The organism is Sinorhizobium fredii NGR234, from assembly GCF_000018545.1.
GTDB classification, from domain to species: Bacteria; Pseudomonadota; Alphaproteobacteria; order Rhizobiales; family Rhizobiaceae; genus Sinorhizobium; species Sinorhizobium fredii_A.
This window is the reverse complement of sequence record NC_012586.1, coordinates 1600848-1615476: the sequence shown is the minus strand read 5'-3', so window position 1 is coordinate 1615476 and position 14629 is coordinate 1600848. Positions and strand designations below refer to the sequence as shown.

Genomic DNA, 14629 nt, shown 5'->3' with positions numbered 1-14629 from the left:
GACAGCACTGACGGTCGCACATGGCCAGTTATCTGGAGACGACGCCGATGGACCTGCATGAGGGATTGAACGGCACACGTCATCGGCTGGGCCCGATCGTCAAATCAGTTGCTTCCGGCGACATCATTGTCACCAGGACGTATTCCGATCGCTTCGATATGGACGCAGCCGTCATTCCGCGCTCGGAAGCATTTGGCGTCACCGTTCAACTGCGTGACTTCAATTCCCAGAGGTTGTGGCGAGGTGCCGAGTTGGTGCATGACGGCGGGGGTGCCAAGGCCTCGCTTACGATCACCGATCTTCGCGATGAATGGCAATGTCATTCACTCTCCCCGTTCGACAACGTTCGTTTCCAGATTCCATTTGCCCGCCTGCGCGCCTTTGCGGAGGAGGTCGGGCGCAGCGAATACGTCGCGCTTTCTTGCTTCTCGGGTCGCATCGATCCCGTGATGCACGGGCTCGCGCAGGCATTGCTCCCGTCGCTCGACAACCCGGAACAGGCCAATCCTCTGTTCCTGGAGCAGATCAATCTCGCCATGCTGGCGCATCTCAGTCAGACCTATGGCGGCCTGCACTTTCCGGTGGACAAGAAAGGGACCTTGGCGCCCTGGCAGGAAAGACTCGCTACCGAATTTCTCGCAGCTCATTTCAACAAGCCGTTCTCGATCGGAGATCTGGCTTCTCGCTGCGAACTGTCGCGCAGCTATTTCAACAAGGCTTTCAAGGAGAGCTTTGCGCGCACCCCTTCGAAATGGCTGACCGAGTACCGGGTCGCGCGGGTCAAGGAGCTGTTGTTGCAGGACCTGTCGATTGCGGAGGTCGCGATCAATTGCGGCTTCGCCGATCAGAGCCACATGACCAGAGTGTTCACTAGTCTGACGGGCGACACACCGGCACGCTTCAGACGAAAGAATAGGCCGCTCGGCGTGGCCTTGGATCCGCTTTGAGTCTAATCACTTCCATTGGCCCACATCGTTCAAAACGCGTGAGTTTTGTACAAGAACGTTGTCGCAGTCGCGGCGATGATGCGCCAATTCAGAGCGACTCGGAGATCTCCGCACATGGGCTCGCTCGGGCTACAGGTAGGCTCAAAGCACGGGACCCAAGGCATGACGGGCGTCGCTTCCATCGCAGCAACCAAAAGACATGACAGTCTCGGCTGCTCGATGGACAGGCTCGACGACGACCGGACTATCGAGGGCCGCGATATGACGTTCTATCGCAAGCGGTCGGCGTCGGCGCCGCCGGACAGGGTCACGACACCGGCGACCGGGCGCGGATATCTGCTTGGTCTTTCCGCAGCAGGCGGACACAGGCGCCGGATCTTCAAAGAGCATCATTCGACCGTCCATGATTTCGACCAGAACGCCGTTTACCTGCGGACTTTCGCCGATGACTATCGCGCCGATCTCAGCGGTTCATTCGACTTCATGCTTGTTGAAATCAATCACAACGCGCTCGAGCGGATCGCCGACGCGGCGGACCTGAGAAGTGTCAGCGAATTGCGCCCGATTGCCGCGCACGCAGATCCAGTGCTCGGTGGCATGCTGAGCGCCTTGTTTGCGACAGTGGACGGAAGCGCGAACAGAAGCGCCTTGTTCGTTGACCAGCTCTCGATCGCAATTGGGGTTTATGTCGTTCAGCAGTACGGCAACGGCTGCGGAGGCGCGGCCGCCAGCGGACGCCGGCTTTCCGCACGCTGCCAGGCCAGGATCAGGGACCTCGTCCAGAGCCAGTTGAATGGTGAACTGAGCATCGAACAGCTCGCTTCGGCCTGCAATCTCTCGCAGGCAGCTTTTCTTCGTGCCTTCCGCGAAACCATGGGGAAAACGCCGCATCGATGGCTGCAGCAACAGCGCATCGAAAAGGCCGTTGATCTGCTGCAGTTCTCACAAGCCCAGTTGAGCGAGATCGCCCGCGTCTGCGGCTTCTCCGACCAAAGCCACTTCACACGTGCATTTGTACAGGCGATGGGCACCACCCCCGGCGCCTGGAGACGAAGCCGGCAGTCCTGAGCAAGGCTCAACGACAAACAGCAGATCGGACAACGAGGGCCTCTGGGAGGGCAAAGAGCACCATGCCGCTCGGTTGAAGCGTGTCTCGGTGGCTCAACTACGGCTCTTGATCTCGCATCGGCCTCGGAACCGGCGGCGATTAAAAAATACAAAAGTCCGTCGTTCGCTACAAGAATCGCGATCCCATCATCGGCATAGTGGTGAACATCGGCAACCAACAGAAAGAGGCCAGTATCATGACGCTGAACGCAACACCGACCCCCGGCAACCTCCTCGTCTCGCCCAAGGATCACGCGCTGATCATGATCGACTTCCAATCGCAAATGTCGTTTGCGACAAAGTCGATCGACGCTGTGCAACTGCGCAACAATGCGGCCCTGGTCGCCAACGCGGCTGCCGGTTTCAAGGTCCCCACGATCCTGACGACGGTTGCGGAAAAGAGCTTCTCCGGGCCCATGTTCGCCGAGATCACCGATGCCTTCCCCGGACAGCCGCTTCTCGACCGCACCTCCATGAACACCTGGGAAGACGCCGCGGTAATCGAAGAAGTCAACCGCATCGGCAAGAAGCGCCTCGTGTTCTGCGGGCTTTGGACATCGGTCTGCATTGTTGGTCCGACCCTGTCAGCTCTCGATCAAGGCTTCGAGGTCTACGTGATCGCCGACGCCTGTGGCGACGTGTCCGACGAGGCGCACGAGCGCGCGATGGACCGCATGGTGCAGGCCGGCGTTCGGCCGATGACCTCACTCCAGTATATGCTCGAGCTGCAGCGCGACTGGGCCCGCACCGAGACCTACGACATGACCACCGGCATCGCCAAGAAGTTTGGTGGCGCCTATGGCCTCGGCATCATCTACGCCAAGACCATGTTCGGCGCTTCCGAAGGCCACTGACATCCACTGGGCTCATCCGTAGAGCATCGCTCCGGCCGCACGCTTGCGGTCGGAGCAGCGACCGCAAGCGGAACAAAGGAATTGACGATGAAGATGTATCTCCTCTCGCTCGGGGCCGGGCTCCTCGTCGGTGTCATCTACAGCCTGCTCAACGTTCGCTCGCCGGCTCCGCCGGTGATCGCGCTGGTGGGGCTCCTGGGGATCCTCGTCGGCGAACAGGCGGTGCCTCTCGTCAAGCGCCTAATGTCAGGCAATCCGCTCACCGTTTCCTGGGTCGGCAGCCGCTGCATCCCGCACGTCTTCGGGGAACTGCCGACCGGGGCAGATCATGATCATGCTGGTGCCTCCGACCGGGCACCGACACGGAGGATCGGCTAATGCCGACCCGCCGCGGTTTTCTCGGGGCGGCGTCCGCGCTGGCGCTCCCGAACCTGTTTTCACCGGCGCGCGCCGCCAATTCCGCTTCGACTTCAGGAGACAAGCCAATGAGCGCCGATCTGATCCTGCACAATGGTTTGCTGACAACGCTCGACCGCACGAATCCGAACGCCACCGCCGTCGCCATCAAGGACGGCAAGTTCCTCGCGGTTGGGCATGATCATGAGATCATGGCTCTTGCCAGGCCCGATACCAAGGTCGTCGACCTCAAAGGCAAGCGCGTGCTGCCTGGTCTCAACGACAACCACACCCACGTCGTTCGTGGCGGGCTGAACTTCAATATGGAGCTGCGCTGGGACGGCGTGCGCTCGCTCGCCGACGCGATGGACATGCTGAAGCGGCAGGTCGCGATCACGCCGCCGCCACAATGGGTGCGCGTCGTCGGCGGCTTCACCGAGCACCAGTTCGCCGAAAAGCGGCTGCCGACGATCGATGAGATCAACGCGATCGCCCCCGATACGCCCGTGTTCCTGCTGCATCTTTACGACCGGGCGCTGCTCAATGCCGCCGCACTTCGCGCTGTCGGCTTTACCAAGGACACCCCGAACCCTCCGGGCGGCGAGATCACTCGCGATGCCGAGGGCAATCCCACCGGTCTCCTGCTCGCCAAACCAAATGCGGGCATTCTCTATTCGACCCTTGCCAAGGGGCCGAAGCTCCCCTTCCAGTACCAGGTCAATTCGACCCGCCACTTCATGCGCGAGCTCAATCGCCTCGGCGTCACCAGCGTCATCGATGCGGGCGGCGGCTTTCAGAATTACCCGGACGACTACGCCGTCATCCAGAAGCTCGCGGATGAGGGGCAGATGACCGTCAGACTCGCCTATAACCTCTTCACGCAGAAGCCGAAAGAGGAAAAGGAGGATTTCCTCAAATGGACGTCCTCGGTCAAATACAAGCAGGGCGACGATTTCTTCCGCCACAACGGCGCCGGAGAGATGCTGGTCTTCTCGGCCGCGGACTTCGAGGACTTCCGCGAGCCACGACCCGACTTGCCGCAGGAAATGGAAGGCGAGCTCGAGGAAGTCGTGCGGATCCTCGCCGAGAACCGCTGGCCCTGGCGCCTGCACGCTACCTATGACGAGACGATCAGCCGTGCCCTCGACGTCTTCGAGAAGGTGAACCAGGACATCCCGCTCTCCGGCATCAACTGGTTCTTCGACCATGCGGAGACGATCTCCGACCAATCCATCGACCGGATCGCAGCACTCGGCGGCGGCATCGCCGTGCAGCACCGCATGGCCTATCAGGGCGAATATTTCGTCGAGCGCTACGGTCATGGCGTCGCCGAGGCGACGCCGCCAGTCGCGCGCATGCTCGAGAAGGGCGTGAATGTCTCCGCAGGCACCGATGCTACGCGAGTTGCGTCCTACAACCCCTGGGTCTCGCTTTCCTGGCTGGTGACCGGCAAGACGGTGGGCGGCATGCAGCTCTATCCGCGCGCCAACTGCCTCGACCGCGAAACGGCTCTGCGCATGTGGACGGAAAAGGTGCAATGGTTCTCCAACGAGGAAGGCAGGAAGGGGCGTATCGAGAAGGGCCAGCTCGCCGATCTGATCGTTCCCAGCAAGGACTATTTCGCCTGCACCGAGGACGAGATCTCGTTCCTGACCTCCGACCTTACGATGGTCGGCGGGAAGATCGTCTATGCGGCGAACGATTTCGCCAGTCTCGACCAGAATCCGTTGCCGCCGGCGATGCCCGACTGGTCGCCGGTCAGAACCTGTGGCGGCTATGCCGCGTGGGGCGAGCCGGAGGGAGCTGGCCGACATTCGCTCAGAAGAACCGCCATCGCCTCCTGCGGCTGCTCCAGCAGTTGCGGCATGCATGCTCACGACCATGCTGCGGCCTGGACGTCACGCCTGCCGATCGCCGATCTGAAAGGTTTCTTCGGCGCGCTCGGCTGCTCGTGCTGGGCCGTGTAACGGAGCGGAAGATGACAAGTATTCGATTCTTTGAGGCTCCAAGGACGTCCCGCACGCCGGCACTCCATTTTCTGGCCCTGCTCGCCCTCTGCTCGGCTTATATTCAAGGGTCGCTCGTGAAGATCTTCGACTTCGCCGGAGCGATCGCCGAAATGGACCATTTCGGGCTGCACCCGGCGCCGTTTTTTGCCATCGGCGTGATCGTCTTCGAGCTATCCATGTCGGCGCTCATCCTCGTCGGCATCTACCGCTGGGCAGCGGCGACCGCACTTGCCGTCTTCACATTCGCCGCGACCTTCATCGCGCTTCGTTTCTGGGAATTGCCGGCTGGCATGGAGCGATCAATGGCTATGAACGGCTTCTTCGAACATGTCGGACTCGTTGGCGCGTTCGCTCTGGTCGTATGGCACGACCTGCGAGAACATGGCTTGCTCGGAAAGGGACGGACTTCATGAGCTCTCTGTCTGCAGCCCCGGCGGCTGGCGGCGGCTTCGCGCCGCTTCGCCAGAAGACCTTTGCCATTCTCTGGATGGCAACGATTGTTGGTAACACCGGCAGCTTCATCCGCGATGTCGCAAGCTCATGGCTTGTTACCGACTTCTCGAACGCACCAGCCGCCGTCGCGGCGGTGCAGGCCGCGGGGACGCTCCCGATCTTCCTCCTCGCGATCCCTGCAGGTGTACTGTCGGATATTCTCGACCGCCGCAAGTTCCTGATCATCATCCAGCTTCTGCTGGCCGGAGCCAGCATCTGCCTCATGTTGCTGTCTGCGACGGGGTTGCAGACCATCACGTCCCTGATCGCACTCACCTTCGTCGGGGGTATCGGAGCGGCGCTGATGGCGCCGACCTGGCAGGCCATCGTTCCCGAACTGGTCCCAAAGCAGGATCTCAAAGGTGCCGTAGCGCTCAACTCGCTCGGCATCAACATCTCCCGAGCGATCGGCCCGGCAGTCGGCGGCCTGCTGCTTGCCTGGTTCGGCGCAGCTTTTACCTATGGCGTTGACGTGATCAGCTACGTTTTCGTCATCGCCGCCCTCATCTGGTGGAGGCGCGTGCCTGATGTCGACGACGGCTTGTCCGAACGCTTCTTCGGAGCATTCCGCGCCGGTCTGCGCTATGCGAGGGCGAGCCGCGAACTGCATGTCGTGCTTTTCCGGGCGGCCGCATTCTTTGCTTTCTCGAGTTCGGTCTGGGCGCTTCTGCCCCTGGTCGCCCGCAATCTTCTCGGCGGCGACGCCGGCTTCTATGGCATCTTGCTCGGCGCTGTCGGCGCCGGCGCCATCGCCGGTGCGCTGGTGATGCCGAAACTTCGAGCAAAGCTCGATGCGGACACACTGTTGCTCGGCTCCGCGCTCGTCACGGCGGCCGTGATGGGCGGGCTGTCCTTCGCGCCGGCTCGATGGATCGCCATTCTGGCTCTGCTTGCCTTGGGAGCCGCCTGGATCACTGCGCTGACCACACTGAACGGGACCGCACAATCGATCCTGCCGAACTGGGTTCGGGGACGTTCACTCGCTGTCTATCTCACGGTGTTCAACGGGGCGATGACCGCCGGGAGCCTCGCCTGGGGTGCCGTCGCAGAGATCGCCGGCGTTCCGACGACCCTTGTTCTCGGCGCCGTTGGACTTGCCGTGGCCGGGCTCGTCTTTCACCTCGTCAAGCTGCCGAAGGGCGACGCGGACCTGGTGGCATCGAACCACTGGCCGGAACCTCTCACCGCTGCCCCCGTCGAGCGCGATCGCGGTCCCGTGCTCGTCACGATCGAATACCGGGTGGACGAAAGCGACCGGAGCGATTTTCTGAAGGCGCTCGCCAAGCTCTCCGGGGAGCGTCGCCGCGATGGCGCTTATGGCTGGGGCGTCACCGAGGACGCCGCCGATCCGCAGAGAATCGTCGAGTGGTTCATGGTCGAATCCTGGGCTGAGCACCTTCGCCAGCACCGGCGCATCTCGAAGGCCGATGCCGACGTACAGCAGCAAGTCCGTCGTTTCCACAGGGGTCCAGAGGCGCCCGTGGTCAACCATCTGCTGTCGATAAATCGACCCCATCTCGGTCGCAACTGAGTGCGAGCATTCGCACGCGACGCGGGCGCCTTTATCCAAAACACAACGGAAACCGACAAGACTTTGTCCGGAGGCGTCGTTAGGCTTCGAGGTGCGGCCGCGAGGGGGCGGAGGGCTGGCTTCGGCGGCCCTGCCTCTCGGACGACGCTACCTTCTCACGCATCTGCCGTGCCCAGGGTGCAGGCGGTTCGCGGCGGCAACTTCCCATGTTAACCCAAAGCAAAGGAACGGTTCCCATGACCCAGAACTTCATCAAGACGGAAGACGGCGTCGAGATCTTCTACAAGGATTGGGGTTCGGGCCAGCCAATCGTGTTCCACCACGGCTGGCCGCTTTCCTCGGACGACTGGGACGCGCAGATGCTCTACTTCCTGAGCAAGGGCTATCGCGTCCTCGCCCATGACCGGCGCGGCCACGGCCGCTCGACTCAGGTCAGCGACGGCCACGACATCGCCCATTACGCAGCAGATGTCGCTGCGCTAGCGACTGAGCTCGATCTCCGCGACGCCATTCATATCGGCCACTCCACGGGCGGCGGCGAGGCACTCGCTTATGTCGCTCGCCACGGTGCCGGCCGCGTCGCCAAGCTGGTGATGGTCGGCGCCGTTCCGCCGATCATGCTGAAGACGGAAGCTTATCCCGGCGGACTGCCGATGGACGTGTTCGACGGTCTCCGCTCTCAGCTCGCGGCCAACCGCGCCCAGTTCTTCATCGACCTGCCGAGCGGTCCCTTTTACGGATTTAACCGCCCCGATGCGAAGATCTCGAACGGCGTGATCCAGAATTGGTGGCGGCAGGGCATGATGGGTAGCGCCAAGGCCCATTACGACGGCATCAAGGCCTTTTCCGAAACGGATTTCACCGAGGATCTCAAGAAGGTCGAGGTGCCGACGCTGGTCATGCATGGGGACGACGATCAGATCGTGCCGATCGACAGTTCGGCGCGTCTCGCGGTGAAGCTCCTGAAGAACGGCACGCTCAAAGTCTATCAGGGTTACTCGCATGGCATGCTGACGACCCATGCCGATGTCATCAATCCTGATCTGCTCGCGTTCATCAAGTCCTAAGCAACGCGAGCCGGCGGCGACCAGCGCCGCCGGCTCGCGAGCAGCGCTGCCCGGCATTCGCGACCGCGCGCGTTGCTGCCGATTCAAGGGGATCAAGTACTCGATCCTTTGATCGCCGCAAGTGCGCTCACAAGCGCGTCGATGAAGATGCGAACCTTGGGGGGAACGAGCCTGCTCGTTGGATAAACGGCCCAAATTGCGAGCGTTTCGGGCTCTGCGTCGTCCAGGGCGACACGCGCCAACCGTCCGCACGCGAGATCGTCGGCAACATTCCAATCCGACAGCAGCGCTATTCCTGCGCCCGCAAGGCAGGCCGCATGGCAGCCTTCGATGCTCGTCGACGAAAAACGGCTCTGCAGACGCAACGAGGCTTCGAGCCCGGCACGGAGGAATGTCCAGTGCGTCACTCCGTAGAGAGGCAGACAATCGTGGTGCGCAAGCTCGCCGGCACTACGCGGCCTGCCGTGTTTCTCAAGATAGGCTGGCGAGGCGACAAGTGAGCGCGGGTTGTCCGCCAGCTTCTTGGCGATGAGGCTGCTGTCCTTCAGTCGCGCAATTCGGATGGCGAGGTCCGTCCCTGAGGACACCAGGTCGGGCATGCTGTCGGTCATGTCGAGCGACATCCTGAGCTCCGGATTGGTGTTCAGAAGAGGGGGGACAAGCGGAGCGATCACCTTGATCGAAAAGGCCACCGGGGCCGAGACGCGCAGGAGCCCGGCCGCGCCCTTGTCCTCGCCGCGCAGCAGGGCGAGCGCTTGCTGCTCCGTTTCGACCAGAGCCTGAGCATAAGGAAGGAAACTCTCTCCTTCGGGCGTGAGCGACATCGATCTCGTCGTGCGGTGCATGAGCCTCACGCCAAGCGAACGCTCAAGCGACGCGAGCCGCCGGGTGGCGATCATCGGTGTAAGGCCTAGGCGGCGGGCAGCCTCGGAAAGGCTTCCGGCACGGGCCGCTGCAGCAAAAACGACAACCTCATCAATGTTCATTATATCAGTTTTCGATATTCCAAAATGACGCTGCCGGTATCTAACACATCCTGCGATAAAAAATTAGGGTCGGCACAGTTTTCATCAGCGGGAAAGATCATCAATCAATGAACCTATTCAATGAAAAGTGCCTCGGCTCTCGATCCGAACTCGGCCGCCTTCGCCTCTACGCCATGGCCGTTGCCAGCGGCATTGCCGTCGCGAACATCTATTACAATCAGCCGATCCTCGGCCTGATCGAAGCCGAGTTCTCGGGCCAATCCGCGACCGCCGTCGTTCCCACAGCCACCCAGCTCGGCTATGCGTTGGGGCTTTTTCTGCTCTTGCCGCTCGGGGATATTGTTCAGCGCCGGCGGCTGATCATCGGACAGTTCTTCGCTTTGGCGGCGGCTTCCGTCCTGGCGGCTGTCGCACCGACTGCCGCTCTCCTCGTCGCTGCCTCGATACTGCTCGGGGCAAGTGCCACCGTTGCCCAGCAGATCGTCCCCATGGCTGCGGCGCTTGCCTCGCCCGAGCGGCGCGGTGTGGCAATTGGCACGGTCATGGCCGGCGTCCTTTCCGGCATCCTGCTCAGCCGCACTGTGTCCGGCTTCGTCGGTGAGCATTTGAGCTGGCGCGACATGTTCTGGGTGAGCGCGCCCCTCGCGCTGGTCGGCGCGGCCATGATGTATATGGCTCTGCCGGACCTCAGCCCGGTTTCTCGCCTGTCCTACCCCGCGGCGCTTCGGTCGCTCCTCGAGCTATGGCGGCGGCATCCTTATTTGCGGACCGCTTCGATCGTGCAGGCGACGCATTTTGCATCCTTCACCGCCTTCTGGACCATCCTCGCCCTTTACCTCGCAACGCCACAGTTCAATCTCGGCGCGGATGTCGCCGGCTTGTTCGGCATTGTTGGTGCCGTCGGTGTACTTGCCGCGCCCTTGGCTGGGAGGATAGCCGACCGGCGTGGCCCTCATTCGGTCGTTGGGCTGGGGGCGGTGTTAACACTGGTCGCGTGGGGAGTGCTCGGCTTCTGGGCTTCGATACCGGGAATTCTCATCGGCGTCGTCGTCCTCGACGTTGGTATCCAGGTCGCCTTGATCTCCAATCAGCACATTATCTACGCGCTCGATGCGCAGGCCCGCAGCCGCATCAACACCATCTTCATGACGAGCATGTTTCTGGGTGGCACGGCCGGATCGGCGCTCGCCGTCGCTGTGTGGAGTTTCGGCGCCTGGAGCGGCGTCAGCCTGCTCGGTTTCGCTCTCGCTTCGGTCGCGCTCGGCACCATGCTCCGCCGGAGCGACCGTGTTGCACACTGTTTCCCCTGACTGCAGGCTTGCTTGAAGACCTGCAGTCGATGCGCCACAATTTCGACCCAGTACTCCGGTGTGGATACAGGCGAGCGTCCGTTTGGAAACACCGCGGCAGGAGGCTTGTTTTTGCGATGAATCGATTGGCTGCAATGAGCTGAATCGAGCCATGCCTGCATCTGTTCCGAATGTCCCTAACGGGTCGAGAATTCGCGTTTCTCAGAGGTCGCAGCCTTTCACGGCTCCACTGATCTGTTTCGTACCAAGCGAAGCGCAACTGCGTGAGAGCATCTGTCTCACGCTCTCACAAAACGATAGGCGTTGTCCTTACGCTCCGCGTATCCAACGCCCGGATAGCTCCAGTGATAGCCGAGCATCTTGATCTTCTCGGACGCCGCGCGATCCAGGAGCCTCTTCCTGCTCTTGAGCGCGGTCTCGGGAGTCGTGTCGAAGCCGAAGTGCCAATCCGAGTGTGCGAAGAAGATGACGTCATTGGTGCATGCGTCTCCGGTGACCAGCAGGTTGCCATCGCCCGCCAGCTCGATGGAGACATGGCCCGGTGTGTGCCCCGGCGTATCCACGACCTGCATTCCAGGCACGATCTCCTGACCCGGTTTCACGAGGGTCAGCCTGTCCTTGACCGCGAACAGGTCCCGTTGCGCGCCGCGCGCGAAGTCGTGCAGGGCGGTCGGCGTGTGCGTCTCGAACGCCTTGTCGGTCCAGAAGCTCCATTCTGCCTCGCTGACGAAATACTCCGCATTGGGATAGAGAACCTTGCCGTCGGAGGTGGTCGTCGCGCCCGAGTGATCGGGATGGGCATGGGTGAAGACGACCTTCGTTATGTCCTCCGGTTCAATACCGAGGGTCTTGAGGTTCGCGGCCAATTTCCCAGCGCTGGCCTGGAAGTTCGTTCCAGAGCCGTTGTCGACCAGCATCAGATCGTCTCCATGGCGGATGAGTGGAATATTGGCCTGCACAGGTGCGCCTTGCGCGTCACCGCCAAGCCTCGGCATTATCACCTGCCGCTCCTCGGGCGTGGCGTCCGGCAGGAGTATTTCGGCCGACAGTGTAATGAAGCCGTCACTGACGACGGTGATGTCGAACGCCCCGTGCTTGAACCGATGGAAATCGGACGCGTACACGGCTGGCGGCAGCATTGCGGCCGCAGTCGCCGCGGCGGTGACTGAGAGTAGATCGCGACGCGTGAGAAGCACTGCTCTTGGATCGCTCATCTTGTCTCTCCTCTCGGCCGATAGCGTGCAGCCGCATGCTTCAGTGAGAGGTGCGGTCCGAGGTCGCGTCTTGTCCTTTCATGCTGCTCCCAGAGTTCGCTGTCGGCGAGCGAGGGGATCGTCACCACCTCGCCACGATCGAAGCCAGCCAGGGCCGCGTCCACCATCTCCCCCGCATCCATCATCATCTCCGTAGGGATCACGCTGATGTCGATGCCGGCTCTGTCGAATATCTCGGTGCGCGTGAAGCCCGGAAGCACGGCTTGCATTCGGACGCCGTGCGGCTCGAGTTCTGCGGATAACGCCTGCGTGAGAGCAAGAACAAACGCCTTTGTCGCAACATAGGTCGCGTTGAAGCGCTCAGGTATCAATGCCACAGCCGAGGCTATGTTTATGATTCCTCCTCGTCGGCGCGCCGCAAAGAGCTTCGCCGCCGCCGCGGTCAAGTAATGCAAAACGTCGACATTGAGTTGGACCATCTTGCCGAGACCGTTGGGATCCGATCCCAGCAAAGGGCCGTTCGGGCCGATGCCGGCACAGTTCACAAGCAGGGATATCTCGGCGTCTTCCCGAAGCTTCGCGACAACCCGTTCCAGATCAGCCGCGCTGGTGAGGTCTGCAATCAGGGGCGTGACGACCACACCGTGATCGCCCGACAGACGGTTGGCTAGTGATTTCAGGCGGTCGAGGTCACGGGCGACGAGAATGAGATCGTGACCCCGGCGAGCCAGACGTTCGGCGTAAACCGCGCCGATGCCGGATGAGGCTCCGGTGATAAGTGCTGTTCCTTGGGTCATTTTGCTTTCCTATTCGCTTGAGTAGCAGCGTTGAGGGTGGTCATGGCACCGGCGCCATGATGAGGACAGCGCCGCCGATAGCTTGCCTTGTGGGCAGACAGAATGTGGAGCCGCACCTATAGTCGCGGTGCGGCTCTCCGCGCCAAGGTAAGCCGATCAGTCGCGGATAAAGTCCAGGAGGTCCGCGTTGATGATCTCGGGGTGTGTGGTGCACATGCCGTGAGGCAGGCCCTCGTAGGTCTTGAGCGTGCCGTTCTTCAGGAGCTTGACCGCAAGCGGAGCGGAGTCGGCATAGGGGACGATCTGATCGTCGTCGCCGTGCATGACCAGCGTCGGCACCGTTATCCGCTCGAGGTCTTCGGTGAAGTCCGTCTCGGAAAAGGCCTTGATGCAGTCGTAATGCGCCTTCGCGCCACCCATCATGCCTTGCCGCCACCAATTGTCGATAACACCTTGGGTGACCTTGGCGCCGGGGCGGTTGAAGCCGTAAAACGGTCCGGTAGGAACATCGAGGAAGAACTGGGCGCGGTTGGCGACGAGCGCGGCGCGGAAGCCGTCGAAAACCTCGATTGGCAGGCCGCCGGGATTCTTGTCCGACTTCACCATGACCGGCGGAACCGCGCCGATCAGCACGGCTTTCGCCACGCGCCCGGACTTGGCCCTTGCGACATAGTGCGCGACCTCGCCGCCGCCCGTGGAGTGGCCGACATGGACCGCGTCCCTGAGTTCAAGTGCATCGGTCAGCGCCGCAACATCGGCCGCATAGGTGTCCATCTCGTTTCCGGACCAGGTCTGCGTGGAGCGGCCGTGGCCGCGGCGGTCATGCGCGATGACGCGATAGCCTTTGTCCAGGAAGAACATCATCTGGGCGTCCCAGTCATCGGCGCTCAGCGGCCACCCGTGATGAAAGACGATGGATTGGGCTTCGCGTGGTCCCCAGTCCTTGTAGAAGATTTCCGTACCGTCCTCGGTCCTGATGAACGACATGATTTGAATCTCCTTTGTAGATGGAGCCGCTTTCGCGGCGGTGAGAGAGCTATTGGCAGGAGCCATCGCGGCGAGCGCGGCGCCTCCCGCCAGGAGGCCATCCCGTCGCGTGGTTTGCGCCGTGAGTGAAATGGTCCGCTCATTCATGACTGCGTCCTTTCATTCCGCGCTTTTTCGATGGGAACAACGTGACGCAGCTTCATCGCGAAGACGAGTTAAGCGTCGTAAATCGGTGCAAATTGAAGCTGAGAAGACCCCCCGCAAAAGCTCGCAGCCGTCATCATACTCGGCCCGGACGTGGCTGTAAGAACCGGAGAACTGGGCTGGCTCGCGCGTAGCACAAAAAAAGGTAGGTCAGGCCGATCTCGCCATGAGTTCCCTGCGCTCGACCACCACCTTCACGAGCGCGTGTGCTGCCAGAACGGGCGACTGATCGCTGTCTCCGATAATGAGAAGACCCGGTCCTGCCCCCTCAGGAGCGATCTCCAGTTGCTGGCCGGGGATGATCGCCACGGGCTTTCCGTCTTCCAAGAAAGTTTTGATCAAAGGACCTGGGCCGCGACTGTGCGTTCCCCAGACGGAGCCGGAAAAGCCGACGCAGAATGCGGCATCGAAGTCGTCAGCGACAATCTGCCCTAGGCTGAGCGTGTCGGCCAAATCGTCCCGCGCTTCCCGGTCAGACAGGAAACGCCGAACAAACGGCTCCCGGTCGGAAGAACCATGCCCAGTTTGGCCGAGAAGAGCCGCGAAGCCGCCCGAAGGCGTTGCCAGGGCGACCTCGGCGGGGACTTCTTTGAACAGGTAATAAGGAGGCGCGATTTTTGGTATCCAAACTCCGCTATTGGAAATTCCATCACTGTCCTCCACGGCAATGATGATGAGAAAACGGATGGGACCGTCCATTGCACTCTCCTCTTCCGCCAGATCATGCA

At 61.7% G+C, this 14629-nt stretch carries 14 protein-coding genes; 9 read left to right on the top strand and 5 right to left on the bottom strand.

The features are described from left to right. Nucleotides 1-47 precede the first annotated feature (47 nt). From NGR_RS07645 to NGR_RS07610, 8 genes are all read left to right on the top strand, one after another. Nucleotides 48-947 (top strand): helix-turn-helix domain-containing protein, encoded by a 900-nt coding sequence (locus NGR_RS07645; RefSeq protein WP_015887677.1) that lies wholly within the window; start codon nucleotides 48-50, stop codon nucleotides 945-947. Between the two features lie 162 nt (nucleotides 948-1109). After that, complete coding sequence (locus NGR_RS07640) at nucleotides 1110-2015, top strand: AraC family transcriptional regulator (protein WP_015887676.1); 906 nt, start codon at nucleotides 1110-1112, stop codon at nucleotides 2013-2015. Nucleotides 2016-2257: 242 nt separating this feature from the next. Beyond that, nucleotides 2258-2908 (top strand): hydrolase, encoded by a 651-nt coding sequence (locus NGR_RS07635; RefSeq protein WP_026617514.1) that lies wholly within the window; start codon nucleotides 2258-2260, stop codon nucleotides 2906-2908. Between the two features lie 87 nt (nucleotides 2909-2995). Beyond that, nucleotides 2996-3286 (top strand): XapX domain-containing protein, encoded by a 291-nt coding sequence (locus tag NGR_RS07630; protein WP_015887674.1) that lies wholly within the window; start codon nucleotides 2996-2998, stop codon nucleotides 3284-3286. Beyond that, complete coding sequence (locus NGR_RS07625) at nucleotides 3286-5271, top strand: amidohydrolase (protein WP_015887673.1); 1986 nt, start codon at nucleotides 3286-3288, stop codon at nucleotides 5269-5271. Before NGR_RS07630 ends, NGR_RS07625 begins: the two co-directional genes overlap by 1 nt. Nucleotides 5272-5282: 11 nt before the next feature. Then, complete coding sequence (locus NGR_RS07620; RefSeq protein WP_015887672.1) at nucleotides 5283-5726, top strand: DoxX family protein; 444 nt, start codon at nucleotides 5283-5285, stop codon at nucleotides 5724-5726. Beyond that, nucleotides 5723-7336, top strand: a complete 1614-nt coding sequence (locus NGR_RS07615; protein ID WP_015887671.1) for an MFS transporter — start codon at nucleotides 5723-5725, stop codon at nucleotides 7334-7336. Before NGR_RS07620 ends, NGR_RS07615 begins: the two co-directional genes overlap by 4 nt. A gap of 236 nt (nucleotides 7337-7572) precedes the next feature. Further along, nucleotides 7573-8403, top strand: a complete 831-nt coding sequence (locus NGR_RS07610; RefSeq protein WP_015887670.1) for an alpha/beta fold hydrolase — start codon at nucleotides 7573-7575, stop codon at nucleotides 8401-8403. A 92-nt stretch (nucleotides 8404-8495) separates the two neighbouring features. Here the strand turns inward: NGR_RS07610 and NGR_RS07605 are convergent, their stop codons facing one another. Then, on the bottom strand, nucleotides 8496-9389 hold the full coding sequence (locus NGR_RS07605) for a LysR family transcriptional regulator (RefSeq protein WP_015887669.1): 894 nt from the start codon (nucleotides 9387-9389) through the stop codon (nucleotides 8496-8498). A 107-nt stretch (nucleotides 9390-9496) separates the two neighbouring features. Between NGR_RS07605 and NGR_RS07600 the strand changes: the two genes are divergently transcribed. Beyond that, a complete protein-coding gene (locus NGR_RS07600; RefSeq protein WP_015887668.1) occupies nucleotides 9497-10699 on the top strand; it encodes an MFS transporter in 1203 nt (400 codons plus the stop codon). Nucleotides 10700-10977: 278 nt separating this feature from the next. Here NGR_RS07600 and NGR_RS07595 read toward each other — a convergent pair whose 3' ends face one another. The 4 genes from NGR_RS07595 to NGR_RS07580 form a co-directional block, all read right to left on the bottom strand. After that, nucleotides 10978-11913: an MBL fold metallo-hydrolase gene (locus NGR_RS07595; protein ID WP_015887667.1), complete on the bottom strand. Its 936-nt coding sequence runs from the start codon at nucleotides 11911-11913 to the stop codon at nucleotides 10978-10980. Beyond that, nucleotides 11910-12710, bottom strand: coding sequence for an SDR family NAD(P)-dependent oxidoreductase (locus tag NGR_RS07590; RefSeq protein ID WP_015887666.1), 801 nt, complete (start codon nucleotides 12708-12710; stop codon nucleotides 11910-11912). The genes NGR_RS07595 and NGR_RS07590 overlap by 4 nt, the downstream gene beginning before the upstream one ends. A gap of 156 nt (nucleotides 12711-12866) precedes the next feature. Beyond that, nucleotides 12867-13697, bottom strand: coding sequence for an alpha/beta fold hydrolase (locus NGR_RS07585; RefSeq protein WP_164923959.1), 831 nt, complete (start codon nucleotides 13695-13697; stop codon nucleotides 12867-12869). 354 nt (nucleotides 13698-14051) lie between these two features. Beyond that, nucleotides 14052-14600: a transporter gene (locus NGR_RS07580; protein ID WP_015887664.1), complete on the bottom strand. Its 549-nt coding sequence runs from the start codon at nucleotides 14598-14600 to the stop codon at nucleotides 14052-14054. Between the last annotated feature and the right edge of the window lie 29 nt (nucleotides 14601-14629).